This is a genomic window from Bacillus sp. ISL-4, assembly GCF_018613275.1.
GTDB classification, from domain to species: Bacteria; Bacillota; Bacilli; order Bacillales; family DSM-1321; genus Peribacillus; species Peribacillus simplex_E.
The window spans coordinates 416,665-432,641 of record NZ_JAGGQN010000010.1; the positions used below are offsets into that span (position 1 = coordinate 416,665).

Below are 15,977 nucleotides of genomic sequence, written 5' to 3' on the forward strand. Positions count from 1 at the left end.
CCTCTCTTAGAATTTACGTTTTCTAGCAGCTTCAGACTTTTTCTTACGTTTTACGCTTGGTTTTTCATAAAATTCACGCTTCCTAGCTTCCTGAAGCGATCCTGCTTTAGATACAGTACGTTTGAAACGACGAAGAGCATCTTCAAGCGATTCGTTTTTACGAACGACGGTTTTAGACATCTCTTTCCCTCCCTCCGAAAACAACACACTAACTCAAGTTGTCAACATGTTATACATGTACTAAACAATTATAATATATCATCTTTAGCAGGTCAACTAATAAAATCAAACTTATTTTGAATATCATCATGTTATTATCATAATTTTTCACTAAACGATGATTCAACTTGCATGAAACCCAATTTATAGCATGTCTCCCGTCATTGGGCCATAAGCTTACTATGAGGTGACAGTCATGCATGAGCTATTTTTATTCCTTTTATTCATTGCGATATTTTTGGCAGGTATGTCGGTTTTACGAATCGGACTGTTCAATATGTCGGGTGCAGCATTAAAAACTTTTCTCTCAAAGGTTACGGATAAGCCATGGAAAGGCTTCATGGCCGGAACCATCTTTACCGGGATCCTGCAGAGCAGCTCGGCGGTAATGGTCATGACGGTCGGCCTCGTTTCCGCAGGAAGCTTAACGTTCCCGCAAACAATCGGGATTATTCTTGGAACGAATATCGGATCCACCTTTACAGCAGAGTTCATGACCTTCTCTCTGAATCGTTGGATCATTCCCGGTGTCGTAAGCGGCGCTTTCCTTTGCTTCATGCCAAAAGCATTACCGAGAAGCATAGGGATGTCACTGATCGGAATCTCGGCCATCTTCACGGCGATGAGTGGTTTTAAAACGCTTTCGACACCGATTGCAGCCTATCCATCCATACAAACGCTCATCCATTACATAGAGCTCCACATGAGCTATGCCCTATTTGCCGGGATATTATTGACAGCACTCATTCACTCCAGTTCAGCAACCATCGGGATAGCCATGAGCTTTTTGATGAATGGGGAGTTATCCGTCTCTTCCGCAATCATCATCATGCTCGGATCAAATATAGGCACATGCATCACCGGATACATGGCCAGCATCGGTTCCGGTAGACAAGCTGCCTTCACAGCTTATGCACATATTTGGCTAAACGTCATCGGGGTTGCCGCATTCCTGCCTTTTGTGGACATCCTGGAAAGAACTGCTGCCTTTTTCACCGAAAACAAGGGGACACAGCTGGCCCATGCCAGTGTCATTTTCAATATCTTGACTTCTTTTGCCGTCTTGCCATTCTCACGGCAATTCTCCAACCTCATTCTTTTGGTGCATCGGGCAAACTTAAAAAAATAAGGAGCTGTCCAAAAGTCATTAGTGACTTTCTTTTAGGGCAGCTTCGTGTGAAGATTGGATATCATATGTAGCTGCACCAGATATAAAAGGATAAATGATTACTGAGAGGTTTTTTAGCTAATCTTTTTATAATTAGTGTTATGATTCAATAAGCTCAAACCACTCGATATAACAGGAGCTACTATCAAAATAATCAAACCTATAAATAAAATGGTTATTGAAGTGTCATATATCCAAAATTTCACCACACATCTATAGTAGTGTTAATGATAAATGAAAAAATTAAAAACCTTTTTTCATTTCCCTCCTATGTTCATGCATTTAATATAAGCAAGTTTACTCACGGTTTGATCCCCCCTATATTTATTAAATCCACAATAAGCCTTTTTTGAATTTATGGGTTCCAAAAATGATATGGGGCCTTTTTTTTCATGGAAGAAATAGGCGCAATGCACAAACGCATGGGATATCACCAGTTGAATTACAATCCGATTAATTTATGGAAGTAATAAAAAAAAGGCGGAGAAAAATAATATTTTTTTCTCCGCCTTTTTTATTTCAGGGACTTGTTATACGGTCCTTTACAAAATCAATAATCGGAATCAGCCGTTAAGCCCTTTACGATGGAGACACCTGCACTCGCTCCAATTCTTGTTGCACCAGCTTCAATCACTTTCTGGGCATCGCTCGTATTGCGGACTCCGCCTGAAGCTTTAACACCGATATCCGGGCCAACCGTTTTTCTCATAAGCGTGATATCTTCAACAGTCGCTCCGCCGGTCGAAAAACCAGTTGATGTTTTCACATAATCCGTTCCTGCTTTTACAGCCAATTCACATGCACGGACTTTTTCTTCATCAGTCAATAAAGAAGTTTCAATGATCACCTTTGAAAGAGCCTTACCAGTGGATGCCGCTATCACAGCACGAATATCCCGCTCTACCAACTCATCATCCTTGTCCTTCAATGCGCCGATATTGATCACCATATCGACTTCGTGAGCGCCATTGGAGATGGCGTCTTTCGTTTCAAAAGCTTTGGTTTCCGGTGTGGTTGCACCCAGAGGGAAACCGATGACCGTACAAACTTTCACTTCTGAACCTTCCAAAAGTTCGCTTGCATATTTCACCCAAGTCGGGTTTACGCATACGGAAGCAAAGTTATACTCTCTTGCTTCTTCGCATAATACCTTTATTTGCTCTTTAGTTGCATCTGCTTTTAATAACGTGTGGTCAATTAAACCTGCTACATTTTGTGACATTAATAAATCCTCCTCAAAAACAATCTATAACTAGTTGTACGTACCTCTCATGATACCATAGTTTATCCACTTTGACGATATATATAGTCTTTACCCGAAAGTGCCAAGAAAACACATTAAAAAGAGGATAAAAAAAAGACAGCGATTAACCGCTGTCTTATATATTGGATGCTTGTTGCAACGGAAAATCCTTCACTACCGTCACGAACTGACCTTCACTAAATGGATAGCCAGACTTTGTGATCTTCACTTTGACGATTTCACCGACCATTTCATCCGAAGCCGGAAAGACGATTTTCATGTAATTATCGGAGTAGCCCTCATAAAGGCCATTTTCCAACTTCGTTTCAGGAATGACTTCCAGAACTTCCCCCTCGAATCGGGAGGCATACTCTTTTGCCAGTTGATCCGACAACGCGATAAGGCGGTGGACGCGTGCATTTTTGATATCTTCATCCACTTGATCTTCCATACGGGCAGCCGGAGTCCCTGTCCGTTTTGAATATGGGAAAACATGAAGTTCGGAGAATTTATATTTTTCGATAAAGTTATATGTCTCCATGAATTCTTCCTCGGTTTCACCTGGGAAACCTACGATGACATCAGAGGTAACAGCAAGACCCGGAAGTGCAATTTTCAACTTTTCGATTCGATCACCGAAGAAATCCATCGTATATTTGCGTCTCATCCGTTTTAGAACTGTATCGGAACCCGATTGGATTGGTATATGCAAATGACGCACCACTTTTTTCGAATTCGTCAGCACTTCAATGATTTCATCTGTAATTTGGCTGGCTTCAATGGATGAAATACGGATACGCTTCAACCCATCGACTTTTTCTAAGTCCCGCAGCAGCATCGCCAAATTATAGTCTTTTAAATCGTCTCCGTAGCCGCCAGTATGAATTCCGGTGAGGACTAGCTCTTTATAGCCTGCCTCAACAAGCTGTTCAGCTTGGTGAATGACTTCCTTTGGATCGCGGGAACGCATCAAGCCACGAGCCCAAGGGATGATGCAGAAAGTGCAGAAATTATTGCAACCTTCCTGGATCTTAAGTGAAGCGCGTGTACGGTCTGTAAAAGCAGGTACATCCAACTCTTCGTAGACACGGTTTTTCATGATATTTCCTACGGCATTGATTGGTTCACGTTCCACCTTGAATTGCTCAATGTAATCAAGGAGTTTAACCCTGTCTTGTGTTCCTACAACAATATCCACACCTGATATGGCCATGATTTCTGCCGGCGATGTCTGTGCATAACATCCCGTTACCGCTATGACGGCATTCGGGTTCTTACGAATGGCACGACGGATGACCTGACGGCTTTTCTTATCGCCAGTGTTTGTCACCGTGCATGTGTTGATGACATATACATCCGATGCATTTTCAAACTCAACACGATCATATCCCCCAGTTTTGAATAATTGCCATATAGCCTCTGTTTCATAATGATTCACTTTACAGCCTAATGTATGGAAAGCGACCGTTGCCATTTTTCATCACCTCAAAAGTTCTACATGATAAGAAACAGCGGAAAGTGCATATAAAGGTGCTGTTTCAGTTCTTAATATTCTTGGTCCAAGACCGCAAGCCATAAAACCGGCATCAGTCAGTTTTTCAATTTCCTTATCTGCTAAACCACCTTCAGGCCCAAATACGAATAGGATGGATTGCCCAGCGGTAATATCTTTCAAGACAGAAGCGAGTACAGAAGTTTCCCCCCGTTTTGCCTCTTCTTCAAAAGCGATTAATTTATGATCGAAACCGGAAGCATACCCAGCTAGCTGATCTGCCGTCATCGGTTCCTTGATGGCAGGGATAACCGTGCGGTGGGATTGCTCAGCCGCCTCTTTTGAAATCTTCTGGAGTCTCTCCAATTTCTTACCTACCTTTTTGTGGTCCCATTTTACCACCGAACGAGCAGCAATAAAAGGGATAAATTCAACAGCACCCAGTTCAGTACCCTTTTGAACGATATATTCCAACTTATCCCCTTTAGGCAGACCGCTCGCTATCACAACCCTTACAGGAAGTTCCTTTTCTTCATTCTTCCATTCGGTAACTGTCCCTATAACAGCATCATCAGTAATTTCCGAAATTTCCGCGATAGCTGTCATGCCATTACCTTTCACCGTGATGATCCGTTCCCCTGGTCCCATTCTCATCACCCTGGCGATATGGTGAAAATCATCGCCTGATATTTTCACCGTGTTTCCATTGATGTCTACTTCGTTAAGAAAATACCGCTGCACACTGCCACCTACTTCGTCTAGTCTAAAAAACTCACAGGCTAACAGTCAGGAATCCAGAATGCAAGCCGTGCAAAGATTCAAGCTAAAAAAAGGTACTCTGACTATCAAAAAAACCGATAATCAGAGTAACTTTTTCAATTAATCATTTCTTTTCGCGATTATTGCCACCCAATCTTCCATCAAGATCGTTTCCTCAACGGTGAATCCAGATGCTATAATCGCTTCCTTCACATCTTGCTTCTTAGTTTGAATGATTCCGGAAGCGATGAAATATCCGCCAGGTTTAACCACTTTCGCTACATCATCCGTAAAACGCATGATCACTTCGGCAAGAATATTAGCGACGACGATATCCGCTTGTTCATTCACACCATCCAGTAAATTGCCTTGTGAGACTGACACTTTATCCTGCACGTTATTCAGTTCCACATTTTGTTTGGCTGACTGTACTGCCACTTCATCCAAATCAAGGGACTGGATCCGTTTTGCGTCCAATAATGCAGCTGCAATACTCAGAACACCAGAACCAGTTCCTACATCAACCACTAAATCCCCAGGCTGTACGGTACGCTCCAGCGCTTGGATGCACATGACCGTCGTCGGGTGTGTACCCGTTCCGAAGGCCATGCCTGGATCAAGTTCAATGATCAATTCGTCACTGCTTACTGGAGTATAGTCTTCCCATGTTGGCACGATAGTAAAACGTTCGGATATCTTGACAGGGTTATAATACTTTTTCCAAGCCGTCGCCCACTCTTCTTCATTCACTTCACTAATTGAAACAACATTTTTCCCAAGGTCTATATCGAAAAGAAGGAGATTATTGATTGATTCCTTAATAGCATCAATAGTATCGCCAAGGAAACTGTTAACAGGCAGATAAGCTTTAATGATTACACCTTCATCCGGATAATCATCTGGGTTTAAGTGGTAGATCTCGCCAAAAACATTTTCTCGTTCCTTGACTAATTCTAGAGGATCCTCAATGACAACACCACTCGCACCTGCCTCATGAAGAATATTCGAAACAGGTTCAACCGCTTCATTCGTTGTTTGGATTGCAAATTCAGACCACTTCATAATCTACCAACTCCCAATTTGTTCTTTTACTTTTATTCACCTATCTTTAAAAGCACGCTTTACTTTTGAGAAAAAGCCATCATCTTGTTCATCTACATCTTGTCCGCTGATATCACTGAACTCACGAAGCAGGTCCTTTTGTTTTTCCGTTAATTTCTTAGGCGTGACAACTAATACGACCACATGCTGATCTCCTTGGCCATATCCTCTGACATTCGGAACCCCTTTGCTTTTTAAACGGAAACGAGTGCTTGTTTGTGTACCTGCAGGAATCTTCAGCTTCACTTTTCCATGAAGCGTCGGAACTTCTATTTCATCCCCTAATGCTGCCTGGGCAAAAGTAACCGGCATTTCACAATAAATATCATCGCCATCCCGCTCAAAGAATTCATGGCTGCGCACATGGAAGACTACATATAGGTCTCCTGCCGGACCGCCATTGATTCCTGGCTCTCCTTGGCCGGTTACACGCAACTGCTGGCCATCATCAATTCCTGCTGGCACCTTGACTTGAATCTTTTTACGTTTTTGGACTTTTCCGTCACCGCCGCATGTTGAACATTTATTAGGAATGATTTTTCCTGTTCCTTGACAATGGTGACATGCTCTCCGGTTCACAATCCTTCCGAATGCTGTGTTTTGTTCAACATTCAATTGACCGGTTCCATGGCAATGTGAACAGTTTTCCACTTTTGTACCTGGTTTGGCACCGGATCCTTTACAAGTATCACAATTCTCTTCACGCGGAATTTCGATCTCAGTATCTTTTCCGAATGCAGCCTCTTCAAAAGATAGCGTCATCGTATACTGTAAATCCGCCCCTTGACGCGGTGCATTAGGATCTCTCCTGCGTCCGCCGCCACCAAAAAAGCTACTGAAAATATCTTCAAAACCGCCGAAACCGCCAAAGTCCTGACCGCCAAAGCCTTGATTTGGATCTGTGTGTCCGAATTGGTCATAATGGGCCTTTTTCTGTTCGTCACTCAATACTTCGTAAGCTTCCTTGATTTCCTTGAATTTATCCGCAGCATCGTCCGCTTTATTAATATCAGGGTGATATTGTTTGGAGAGCTTTCGATACGCTTTTTTGATTTCATCCTTCGAAGCACTCTTCGAAAGGCCTAACACCTCATAATAATCGCGTTTACTCATATCTAAAATCCACTCCCGATTCGATTCACATAAAGGTAATATTATCACTGAACGAAGATAATAATCAACTAGAAAAGTACAAACGGCTTTAACACATTTTTGCAAATGGTATTGCCAGCGCCAATTTGCACACATTTCCCTTTAAAATCCAACGATTCCCCACCAGTGATTGTGATTGTAACACTTTCCGACAATGATTCCATTCACTGTAAAAAAAGCCAAAGTCAAGATAACCTGACTTTGACTTTTTTACAATGGCAGGCAGAAATACTGCCCAATATATCAGTGTCCCGATTGGGCCACTATTTATTTTTTCTCTTCTTCGTTAACTTCCGTGTATTCAGCATCAACCACATTATCGTCTTTAGCAGACTCGCCAGCACCGGCTTCGCCAGCTTGCTGAGCTTTTGCTGCTTCTTCATAAAGCTTCATAGTCAAAGCTTGAACGATTTCGTTAAGCGCATCTTTTTTCACGCGGATTTCTTCAAGCTCATTTTTCTCGATTGCAGCTTTCAGTTCATCCTTCGCTTCATTCGCTTTTGTTACTTCCGCTTCGTCCACTTTACCTTCTAGATCTTTAAGCGTTTTTTCCGTTTGGAAAACTAATTGGTCAGCTTCGTTACGAAGTTCGACTTCTTCTTTACGTTGTTTATCGCTATCGGCATTTTCTTCCGCTTCACGTACCATGCGTTCGATCTCTTCATCAGAAAGTCCTGAAGATGATTTAATGGTGATCGCTTGTTCTTTGTTCGTACCAAGATCTTTCGCACGAACGTTCACGATACCGTTTTTATCAATATCGAATGTCACTTCAACTTGTGGAACTCCACGCGGTGCCGGTGGAATGTCACTCAATTGGAAACGACCAAGAGTTTTGTTATCCGCTGACATTGGACGCTCACCTTGAAGGACATGGATATCAACTGCCGTTTGATTATCAGCCGCTGTCGAGAATACTTGTGATTTACTTGTCGGAATCGTAGTATTACGGTCAATCAATTTCGTAAATACTCCGCCCATCGTTTCAATTCCAAGTGAAAGTGGTGTTACATCAAGAAGGACAACGTCTTTAACATCCCCTGTCAATACGCCACCTTGAATTGCAGCACCCATAGCCACTACTTCATCAGGGTTTACACCTTTGCTTGGTTCTTGACCGATTTCCTTTTTGATCGCTTCAACAACCGCAGGAATACGTGTAGATCCACCAACAAGGATTACTTTGTCGATTTCAGATGCTGAAAGACCAGCATCTTTCAATGCTTGACGAGTTGGTCCCATAGTACGTTCCACAAGTCCTGTAGAAAGCTCATCGAATTTAGCTCTAGTCATCGTTACATCCAAGTGAAGCGGGCCAGCTTCTCCTGCAGTGATGAACGGTAAAGAAATTTGGGTTGAAGTTACGCCGGAAAGATCTTTTTTCGCTTTTTCAGCTGCATCTTTCAAACGTTGAACCGCCATTTTATCTTTTGAAAGGTCGATTCCGTTTTCTTTCTTGAATGCTTCAACTAGATAATCGATGATGACTTGGTCGAAATCATCCCCACCTAGACGGTTGTCACCAGCTGTGGACTTAACTTCGAAAACGCCGTCTCCAAGTTCCATGATCGAAACGTCAAATGTACCGCCGCCAAGGTCGAATACAAGGATCGTTTGATCTTCTTCCGTTTTATCCAAACCGTATGCAAGAGCTGCAGCTGTCGGTTCGTTGATGATACGTTCCACTTCAAGGCCGGCAATTTGACCAGCATCCTTAGTTGCTTGGCGTTCTGCATCATTGAAGTAAGCAGGAACAGTGATAACCGCTTTAGTAACTTTTTCGCCAAGATACTCTTCAGCGTATGATTTCAAGTATTGAAGGATGATTGCAGAAACTTCTTGAGGTGAGTATTCTTTTCCTTCAATTACTTCTTTATGGTTGGTACCCATATGGCGTTTAATGGAAATGATCGTGTTAGGGTTTGTAATCGCTTGGCGTTTCGCCACTTCCCCTACTTGCCTTTCTCCATTTTTGAATGCCACTACGGATGGAGTTGTACGGTTTCCTTCTGGATTCGGGATTACTTTTGGTTCCCCGCCTTCAAGTACAGATACACAAGAGTTTGTTGTACCTAAGTCAATACCAATAATCTTGCTCATAGTTTCACTACCTCCCAATTATTTATATGTAAAAATCTTATTCGTTCACTTTTACCATTGCAGGTCGAATCACACGGTCTTTAAGGATGTATCCTTTTTGGAATTCCTCGACGACGATGTTCGAACCGAAGTTTTCATCTTGAACTTGCATGACCGCTTGATGCAAACGCGGATCGAACTCTTCGCCAACCGAACTGATCGGTTCGATGCCTTCTTTAGTCAATGCATCAGTAATCGCTTTATAGACCATTTCCATGCCGGATAGCAAGGATTTTGTCTGTTCATTATCCGCTTCGATTTTTGTAGCTCTTTCAAAATTATCAAGAGCCTCCACCAAATCACTAGCAATACTTTGAACTCTATATTTTTGAGCCGCCTCCATGTCAAGCTTGGCACGGCGTCTTGAATTATCAAAATCGGCCTGCAGACGAAGATAACGGTTATCCATTTCTTCGATTTTCGCCTCAAGTTCGGCAATCTTTTCATGAGCCAATTGAAGTTCATCTTTTTCAACCTGACCATGGTTTTCTTCCGCTGGAATTTCTTCTTCAGCGAAAACTGCTTCTGCAGCGCTTTCCTCGATTGTTTCATTTTCCAATGTTTGTTCTTCGTTTTTATTTTCTGTCACAATCTCACCTCCCTAAAAGGGTAATACAATTTATGCTAAAGTAATATGCCAGGCCGCGGAAAATACTCCTCCGCCACCTTAACAATATTACCTTTGCTACTATTTTTGATACAGTTTTGTCATCAGGGCCGTTAAATCTTTCGAGAAAAACGAAAGCAAACTGATCACTCTCGAATATTCCATTCTCGTTGGACCCAATATGGCCAATGTGCCAACTTGCTCCTGCCCGATTGAGTAGGTTGCCGTAATCAAACTGCAGTCATCGAGCACTGTGTTTTGATTTTCACGGCCGATCTTGACGTGGATGCCCGATGGATTTTGGGTAATAAGTTCATAAAATCCCTGTTCCTGCTCAATCATCGATAAAAGCGTGCTTACTTTGGCTATATCATGGAACTCCGGCTGCCTCAGCATATTCGTTTTCCCGCCGAAAAATATTTTTTCGGGCTTTGTGTCCGTCAGGGTCTCCGCAAGGATCGAGACCATCGATCCATAGTTATGAATGTGGCGGCTCAATAGAACTGCAACTTCCTTATAGATCTTATCCTTTAGATCAACTAGCGGAACATCGACCAAGCGGGAATTCAATATGTTTACCATCTTTTCAATTTCGTTTATATCAAAAGAAGGCGGTAAGGAAATCATTCGATTTTCCACATGACCTGTATCCGTAATAATGATGGCTATTGCCGTTTCAGGACTTAAAGGAATGATCTGAATTTTTTTCAGCTTATGCTCATTCACTTTTGGCCCGAGTACAATCGCCGTATAATTCGTCAGTTCCGAAAGTATCTTCGCTGACTTCTGAACGATCTTTTCCAATTCATAAATTCGTTCTACAAAAACGGATTTTAATATCTTCATTTCATTCTTTTTCGGAGCTTGAGGAGAAAGTAAATGATCCACATAATATCTATACCCTTTTTCAGAAGGGATCCTACCGGAAGAAGTATGGGTTTTTTCTAAAAATCCCATTTCTTCTAGATCAGACATTTCGTTGCGAATTGTGGCAGAGCTGAACGTAATTTCATCTTTCTTCGACAAGCTTCGTGACCCGACTGGCTGGGCAGAATGGATGAAATCCTCGATTATCACTTGTAGAATCAATAATTGACGATCAGTTAGCATGTATGATCACCTCTGTTAGCACTCTGTCTCATCGAGTGCTAATATACTAATAAATTATCAAATGAAGCTTATGATGTCAACAATGAAAACCGCTAATTCATCGTTAAAATAACATAGATTTCCTTCAGTCGGAATCAATAACGCCTAAAAATGATTGGAACACTTCATTTCCAAGCAGTTTGCCCCGCTCAGTCAAGCGCACAAACCCGTCTTCCACCTTTAGCAGACCCTTTACCGACCCTTCTTCGAGCGGTTTCCTGAAAATCTCCGTCATTTCAACAAAAAATTTATTCTTAAAGATTTCCAATGAGACTCCTTCCGTTTTCCGGAGCCCCAAAAACATCTCCTCTTCCATCCGTTCATGAAGCGGTACCGGGTGTTCTTCCAACACAGGCAGCTCGTTCACCAGCAATGGCGTGATATATTTCTTCACAGGTCCATGATTGGCCACCCTTTTACCTCCAGTATAGCCATGTGCACCTGCACCAATCCCATAATACTCCACATTATCCCAATATGTCAGGTTGTGCCTGCTTTCAAACCCAGCTCGGGCAAAATTACTGATTTCATATTGGTGGATACCATGCTTCTCCATCTCTTCCATCAGCCTCTCATACATCGAAGCCTCGAGCTCCTGCGGCGGCAGGTTTAATTTACCCCTTCGCATCTGATTATAAAAAACCGTCTTCGGCTCAACGATCAACGAGTAGCTGGAATAGTGCGGCAATTGAAGGGCAATCGCTTTATCCAGCGTATCCTTGAAATCTTCCATCGTTTGGCCCGGCAATCCATAAATCAAGTCAATGCTTATATTCGTAAAGCCAACCTCTTGAGCCAAATGAATCGTTTCATATACTTCTAGAGCCCGGTGAGTCCGGCCAATTCGTTTTAATAATTCATCATTGAAGCTTTGCACTCCAAAGCTAAGTCTATTGACCCCCGAATCATAAAGTATCTCGAGTTTTTCCCTCGAAAGATCCCCTGGATTGGCTTCGAATGTATATTCAGCCTTTTTAGGATCAAAGGGCAGGTTTTCATTGATTGCTTCACATAAGAATGCAAGCTGCTTTTCATCTAGAGAGGTCGGTGTCCCTCCACCGACAAAAACCGTATCCAAACCTGCAGTCGGGTATTTGGAAAGCTGCATCTCCATTTCCCTTTTCATCATCTGTAAATATTCGTCGACCGGCTGTCCCTGCAAAAATACTTTATTGAAATCACAATAATGACAAATATGTTCACAAAATGGTATATGGAGGTAGGCGCTTTTGATCATTGTGTTCACAACCTTTTAATCGAATGAGTCGATAGAAAAAGAGGCTAGATCTTCTCTACCCTCTTTTTTCTAACTATCGTTTATTTTATTTATTTTTTGGGTGTCGTGTCATCCATTTTCAAAACAGCCATGAAAGCTTCTTGCGGAACTTCAACTGAACCTACTTGTTTCATCCGCTTTTTACCTTCTTTCTGTTTTTCGAGCAACTTACGTTTACGGGAAATATCGCCGCCGTAACATTTAGCCAATACGTTTTTGCGCATTGCACTAATCGAAGAACGGGCTATGATTTTTTGCCCTATTGCCGCTTGGATCGGCACTTCAAATTGTTGTCTTGGAATCAGCTTCTTCAATTTTTCAACAATGACTTTACCGCGTTCATAAGCAAAGTCCTTATGAACGATGAAACTTAAAGCATCGACAGTTTCAGCATTCAATAAGATATCCATCTTCACAAGCTTGGACGGTTTGTAGCCGATCAACTCATAATCGAATGAAGCATAGCCTCTTGTATTGGATTTCAATTGATCGAAGAAATCATACACGATTTCCGATAATGGAATTTCGTAATGAATGCTCACACGAGTCTCATCGATATATTCCATATCAATGAAGTTACCGCGTTTATTTTGACAGATTTCCATAATCGTCCCAACAAACTCAGTCGGTGCCATCATCGTTGCTTTTACATATGGCTCCTCGACCCGTTCGATCTTTTGAGCATCAGGCATATTGGACGGGTTATCCACTTTCAGGACCGCACCGTCTGTTTGGACCACATCATAAATAACACTAGGTGCAGTGGTGATCAGATCGATTTTGAATTCACGTTCAATCCGTTCCTGGATAATTTCCATATGAAGGAGTCCAAGGAATCCGCAACGGAAACCGAAGCCCAATGCTTGCGATGATTCCGCTTCGAACTGAAGCGCTGAATCGTTCAATTCCAATTTTTCCAATGCATCCCGTAAATCATTGAATTTCGATGCGTCAATTGGGTATAAACCGCAATATACCATCGGATTCATCTTCCTGTAACCCGGCAATGGTTCTGTCGCACTGTTCACGGCACCTGTAATCGTATCACCAACAGTCGTATCACCAACGTTTTTAATGGATGCCGTAAGGAAACCTACGTCACCGACGTTCAGTTCATCCAACAGCTGGGTCTTAGGGTTGAAGACACCCAATTCGGTAACATCGAATTCCTTGCCTGTGGACATCATTTTGATTTTGTCGCCCACTTTAACGGAACCCTCGACAACACGGATATAGGCAACTACACCGCGGTACGCATCAAACAGTGAATCAAAAATAAGCGCCTTGAAAGGAGCATCTGGATCACCTTGTGGAGCTGGAACCAACTCAACGACCTGTTCCAAAATCTCCTCGATTCCGATTCCGGCTTTAGCCGAAGCCAAGACTGCATCGGAAGCATCCAATCCGATCACTTCCTCGATTTCTCCACGCACCCGTTCCGGATCTGCACTCGGCAAATCAATTTTATTGATGACCGGAATGATTTCAAGGTTGTTGTCCAAAGCTAAATACACGTTTGCAAGCGTTTGGGCCTCAATACCCTGTGCCGCATCGACAACAAGGACAGCGCCTTCACACGCTGCAAGGCTTCGTGACACTTCATACGTAAAATCGACATGTCCCGGTGTATCAATAAGATGGAAGATATATTCTTCTCCATCTTTCGCGTTATATTTCAATTGAATCGCATTCAATTTAATCGTAATTCCGCGCTCACGCTCTAAATCCATGGAATCCAACAGCTGACTCTTCATTTCACGCTGAGTCATGGCGTTCGTTTTTTCAATGATACGATCCGCCAATGTAGATTTACCATGATCAATATGAGCGATGATGGAAAAGTTACGAATTTTTGATTGTCTTTTTAATTTTTCTTCTCTATTCATGACGTTCACTCCCACTAGTCGACACAATACACTATTTTTTATTATATCAATAGAAAATGCAAGATTCAACAGAATAGTTACAAAAGAAGCATCATTGCAGGGCAAAGGATAAAAAAAGGCTGCATTCCGGATTCGGATGCAGCCTTTTGGCAGGGTACACTCAACTTATTTCATACCTAAATCATATCAATTAGTGCTTGAAAGGCACCTGATATGGACTCTCCCAGCGTTTTGCCGATCGATGAAAAAAAGTTGAAGGCTTTCATTTCTTCAAGTTTTTCTTTTTTCGTCTCCAAATCATGACTTGTTACTTTTTCGCCAAGGATATCCGCTTCCATCTCCCCTTGGTCCGATTGGTTAATCATGAATGCACTATTCAAAGAGGGATCTTCATACCCCTTCATTTTTTTCATCCCGTCGTTCGCTTGCTGCATCCCAATCAGAACACCTAAAAATAATACGAGCACGATCCCTGTACATTTCAACCAAAATCGAACCATGATAAGAGAACTCCTTTCAAATTACTTCGCTTCCGAATCCCCGGTTGGGTTATTCACTGCTTTGGCATCCCAGTAAAATTCACTGAAAACATCGGTAAAGGCATCAACGGTCAAGTACATTTCCTCGAAAGTATTATCAACACCGCCAACTTCAATAAGCATGGCATTGCCTGATAAATCTTGATTATATATACCATTATGGCTAGATCCGCCCTGTTTCATAACCCCTCGTGAAATACCTGGGTATTTTTTCTCCAATGCTTTATGAAGCTTATTGGCAAGCGCCGCATTTTTTTCAAAGTTCGGGTTATTACCACCGATCACAAAGGCGATTTTGGCATACTCTTTACCTCTGATCGTAATTGTCGTATCTTTTTTCCGCTTTGAATCGCGGTGAATATCGATCAGATATTCTAAATCTTTATTATTGGCCAATGCCGTCTGAACAGACCTTCGGGATTCTTGATAGGATTTGGTAAAATTTAAGCCTTTATTATTCAGATTCCCCATGATATCCGTTTTATCGAGCGAGGAGCCAATCCCTTTATCAGCCAAATCTTCAACCATCCGTTCACCGAGTTTCGTAATATTGATTTTAGAATGGTAGGCCAGGTCCGGATTTGTCACTCCTTTTAAATATGGAAGATATGACTCCCGATTATGACTATGGTAAATCTCGACCACTTTCCGTCCATTGGTCGTTTGTTTTGGCTGATTGGCTGCTCCTTTTTCCGGTTCTTCAATCTCATCCAGGTTTTGCAGGGATGCATCCCTTTCTTCATTCAGGACGTCTACCGGCGGCGAGGATTCATATGGCATATTCGTATAATTCGTTCCTTCCCCAGCAACGAGGATCTCATTATCAAAAATTGAAAAGCCAGGTAGTTCCCTGCCAAGTAAACTTCGCGGGTCCTCGAGTGAAATATTTGTCGAGACTTTAATCAATTGATTCGTGATCACCGATTCCTGCTTACCTTCCGGCAGGGCATTAAAAAGATAATGGTTTTCATTGGCCAGCATCGAGAACAGCATTTTTCCCGAGAATTGGTTGGCTACAGTATGTACGGAATTAGAAGATATCCGATACTCCGGTCTCAGGGAAGTCATGACCCCACTGACTGAAAAAACAAAAAGAAGCAAGGCGAGAATACCTAGAAAAGTTTTTATTATTGTTGATCCGTGAACGGCTGTTATGATTCCTGGGGAATTTCTTCTTTTCATTCTTCCACCCTCTCTATAGCTTGTCTATTAATACCTATGACTTTGCTAGAAAGGGTAGAACACCA

At 42.2% G+C, this 15,977-nt stretch carries 14 protein-coding genes; 1 reads left to right on the plus strand and 13 read right to left on the minus strand.

Annotated elements, in window-relative coordinates; translation table 11 throughout:
- Positions 1 to 6: 6 nt before the first annotated feature.
- On the minus strand, positions 7 to 180 hold the full coding sequence (gene rpsU, locus J7J00_RS08465) for a 30S ribosomal protein S21 (protein WP_028391853.1): 174 nt from the start codon (positions 178 to 180) through the stop codon (positions 7 to 9).
- Between the two features lie 235 nt (positions 181 to 415).
- Between rpsU and J7J00_RS08470 the strand changes: the two genes are divergently transcribed.
- On the plus strand, positions 416 to 1,348 hold the full coding sequence (locus tag J7J00_RS08470) for a Na/Pi symporter (RefSeq protein ID WP_214789815.1): 933 nt from the start codon (positions 416 to 418) through the stop codon (positions 1,346 to 1,348).
- Positions 1,349 to 1,937: 589 nt separating this feature from the next.
- On the opposite strand, the gene deoC is transcribed toward J7J00_RS08470, so the two are convergent.
- The 12 genes from deoC to spoIIP form a co-directional block, all read right to left on the minus strand.
- Positions 1,938 to 2,609 (minus strand): deoxyribose-phosphate aldolase, encoded by a 672-nt coding sequence (gene deoC, locus J7J00_RS08475; RefSeq protein ID WP_214789817.1) that lies wholly within the window; start codon positions 2,607 to 2,609, stop codon positions 1,938 to 1,940.
- A gap of 157 nt (positions 2,610 to 2,766) precedes the next feature.
- Positions 2,767 to 4,104: a tRNA (N(6)-L-threonylcarbamoyladenosine(37)-C(2))-methylthiotransferase MtaB gene (gene mtaB / locus J7J00_RS08480; RefSeq protein WP_214789819.1), complete on the minus strand. Its 1,338-nt coding sequence runs from the start codon at positions 4,102 to 4,104 to the stop codon at positions 2,767 to 2,769.
- A gap of 6 nt (positions 4,105 to 4,110) precedes the next feature.
- The gene (locus J7J00_RS08485) at positions 4,111 to 4,863 is read right to left on the minus strand and encodes a 16S rRNA (uracil(1498)-N(3))-methyltransferase (RefSeq protein ID WP_214789821.1); all 753 of its coding nucleotides are present in this window, start codon (positions 4,861 to 4,863) and stop codon (positions 4,111 to 4,113) included.
- A gap of 138 nt (positions 4,864 to 5,001) precedes the next feature.
- On the minus strand, positions 5,002 to 5,943 hold the full coding sequence (gene prmA, locus J7J00_RS08490) for a 50S ribosomal protein L11 methyltransferase (protein WP_214789823.1): 942 nt from the start codon (positions 5,941 to 5,943) through the stop codon (positions 5,002 to 5,004).
- 36 nt (positions 5,944 to 5,979) lie between these two features.
- Positions 5,980 to 7,095: a molecular chaperone DnaJ gene (dnaJ, locus tag J7J00_RS08495; protein WP_214789825.1), complete on the minus strand. Its 1,116-nt coding sequence runs from the start codon at positions 7,093 to 7,095 to the stop codon at positions 5,980 to 5,982.
- A 306-nt stretch (positions 7,096 to 7,401) separates the two neighbouring features.
- On the minus strand, positions 7,402 to 9,234 hold the full coding sequence (gene dnaK, locus J7J00_RS08500; protein WP_098369764.1) for a molecular chaperone DnaK: 1,833 nt from the start codon (positions 9,232 to 9,234) through the stop codon (positions 7,402 to 7,404).
- 37 nt (positions 9,235 to 9,271) lie between these two features.
- Positions 9,272 to 9,862 carry a nucleotide exchange factor GrpE gene (gene grpE / locus J7J00_RS08505; protein ID WP_214789827.1) on the minus strand — a complete coding sequence of 197 codons (591 nt, stop codon included), beginning with the start codon at positions 9,860 to 9,862 and terminating at the stop codon, positions 9,272 to 9,274.
- Positions 9,863 to 9,961: 99 nt separating this feature from the next.
- Positions 9,962 to 10,990, minus strand: coding sequence for a heat-inducible transcriptional repressor HrcA (gene hrcA / locus J7J00_RS08510; protein WP_076365204.1), 1,029 nt, complete (start codon positions 10,988 to 10,990; stop codon positions 9,962 to 9,964).
- A 124-nt stretch (positions 10,991 to 11,114) separates the two neighbouring features.
- Complete coding sequence (hemW, locus tag J7J00_RS08515; RefSeq protein ID WP_214789829.1) at positions 11,115 to 12,266, minus strand: radical SAM family heme chaperone HemW; 1,152 nt, start codon at positions 12,264 to 12,266, stop codon at positions 11,115 to 11,117.
- Between the two features lie 89 nt (positions 12,267 to 12,355).
- Positions 12,356 to 14,191, minus strand: a complete 1,836-nt coding sequence (gene lepA, locus J7J00_RS08520; RefSeq protein ID WP_214789831.1) for a translation elongation factor 4 — start codon at positions 14,189 to 14,191, stop codon at positions 12,356 to 12,358.
- A gap of 176 nt (positions 14,192 to 14,367) precedes the next feature.
- Positions 14,368 to 14,691 (minus strand): YqxA family protein, encoded by a 324-nt coding sequence (locus J7J00_RS08525; protein ID WP_098369759.1) that lies wholly within the window; start codon positions 14,689 to 14,691, stop codon positions 14,368 to 14,370.
- A 21-nt stretch (positions 14,692 to 14,712) separates the two neighbouring features.
- Positions 14,713 to 15,912, minus strand: a complete 1,200-nt coding sequence (gene spoIIP, locus J7J00_RS08530) for a stage II sporulation protein P (protein ID WP_214789833.1) — start codon at positions 15,910 to 15,912, stop codon at positions 14,713 to 14,715.
- Positions 15,913 to 15,977: the final 65 nt, after the last annotated feature.

Bases quoted from the DNA above. Each gene is read 5' to 3' on its own strand.
- rpsU (WP_028391853.1), bottom strand. From the start codon at position 180: ATGTCTAAAACCGTCGTTCGTAAAAACGAATCGCTTGAAGATGCTCTT.
- J7J00_RS08470 (WP_214789815.1), top strand. From the start codon at position 416: ATGCATGAGCTATTTTTATTCCTTTTATTCATTGCGATATTTTTGGCA.
- deoC (WP_214789817.1), bottom strand. From the start codon at position 2,609: ATGTCACAAAATGTAGCAGGTTTAATTGACCACACGTTATTAAAAGCA.
- mtaB (WP_214789819.1), bottom strand. From the start codon at position 4,104: ATGGCAACGGTCGCTTTCCATACATTAGGCTGTAAAGTGAATCATTAT.
- prmA (WP_214789823.1), bottom strand. From the start codon at position 5,943: ATGAAGTGGTCTGAATTTGCAATCCAAACAACGAATGAAGCGGTTGAA.
- dnaJ (WP_214789825.1), bottom strand. From the start codon at position 7,095: ATGAGTAAACGCGATTATTATGAGGTGTTAGGCCTTTCGAAGAGTGCT.
- dnaK (WP_098369764.1), bottom strand. From the start codon at position 9,234: ATGAGCAAGATTATTGGTATTGACTTAGGTACAACAAACTCTTGTGTA.
- hrcA (WP_076365204.1), bottom strand. From the start codon at position 10,990: ATGCTAACTGATCGTCAATTATTGATTCTACAAGTGATAATCGAGGAT.
- hemW (WP_214789829.1), bottom strand. From the start codon at position 12,266: ATGATCAAAAGCGCCTACCTCCATATACCATTTTGTGAACATATTTGT.
- lepA (WP_214789831.1), bottom strand. From the start codon at position 14,191: ATGAATAGAGAAGAAAAATTAAAAAGACAATCAAAAATTCGTAACTTT.
- J7J00_RS08525 (WP_098369759.1), bottom strand. From the start codon at position 14,691: ATGGTTCGATTTTGGTTGAAATGTACAGGGATCGTGCTCGTATTATTT.
- spoIIP (WP_214789833.1), bottom strand. From the start codon at position 15,912: ATGAAAAGAAGAAATTCCCCAGGAATCATAACAGCCGTTCACGGATCA.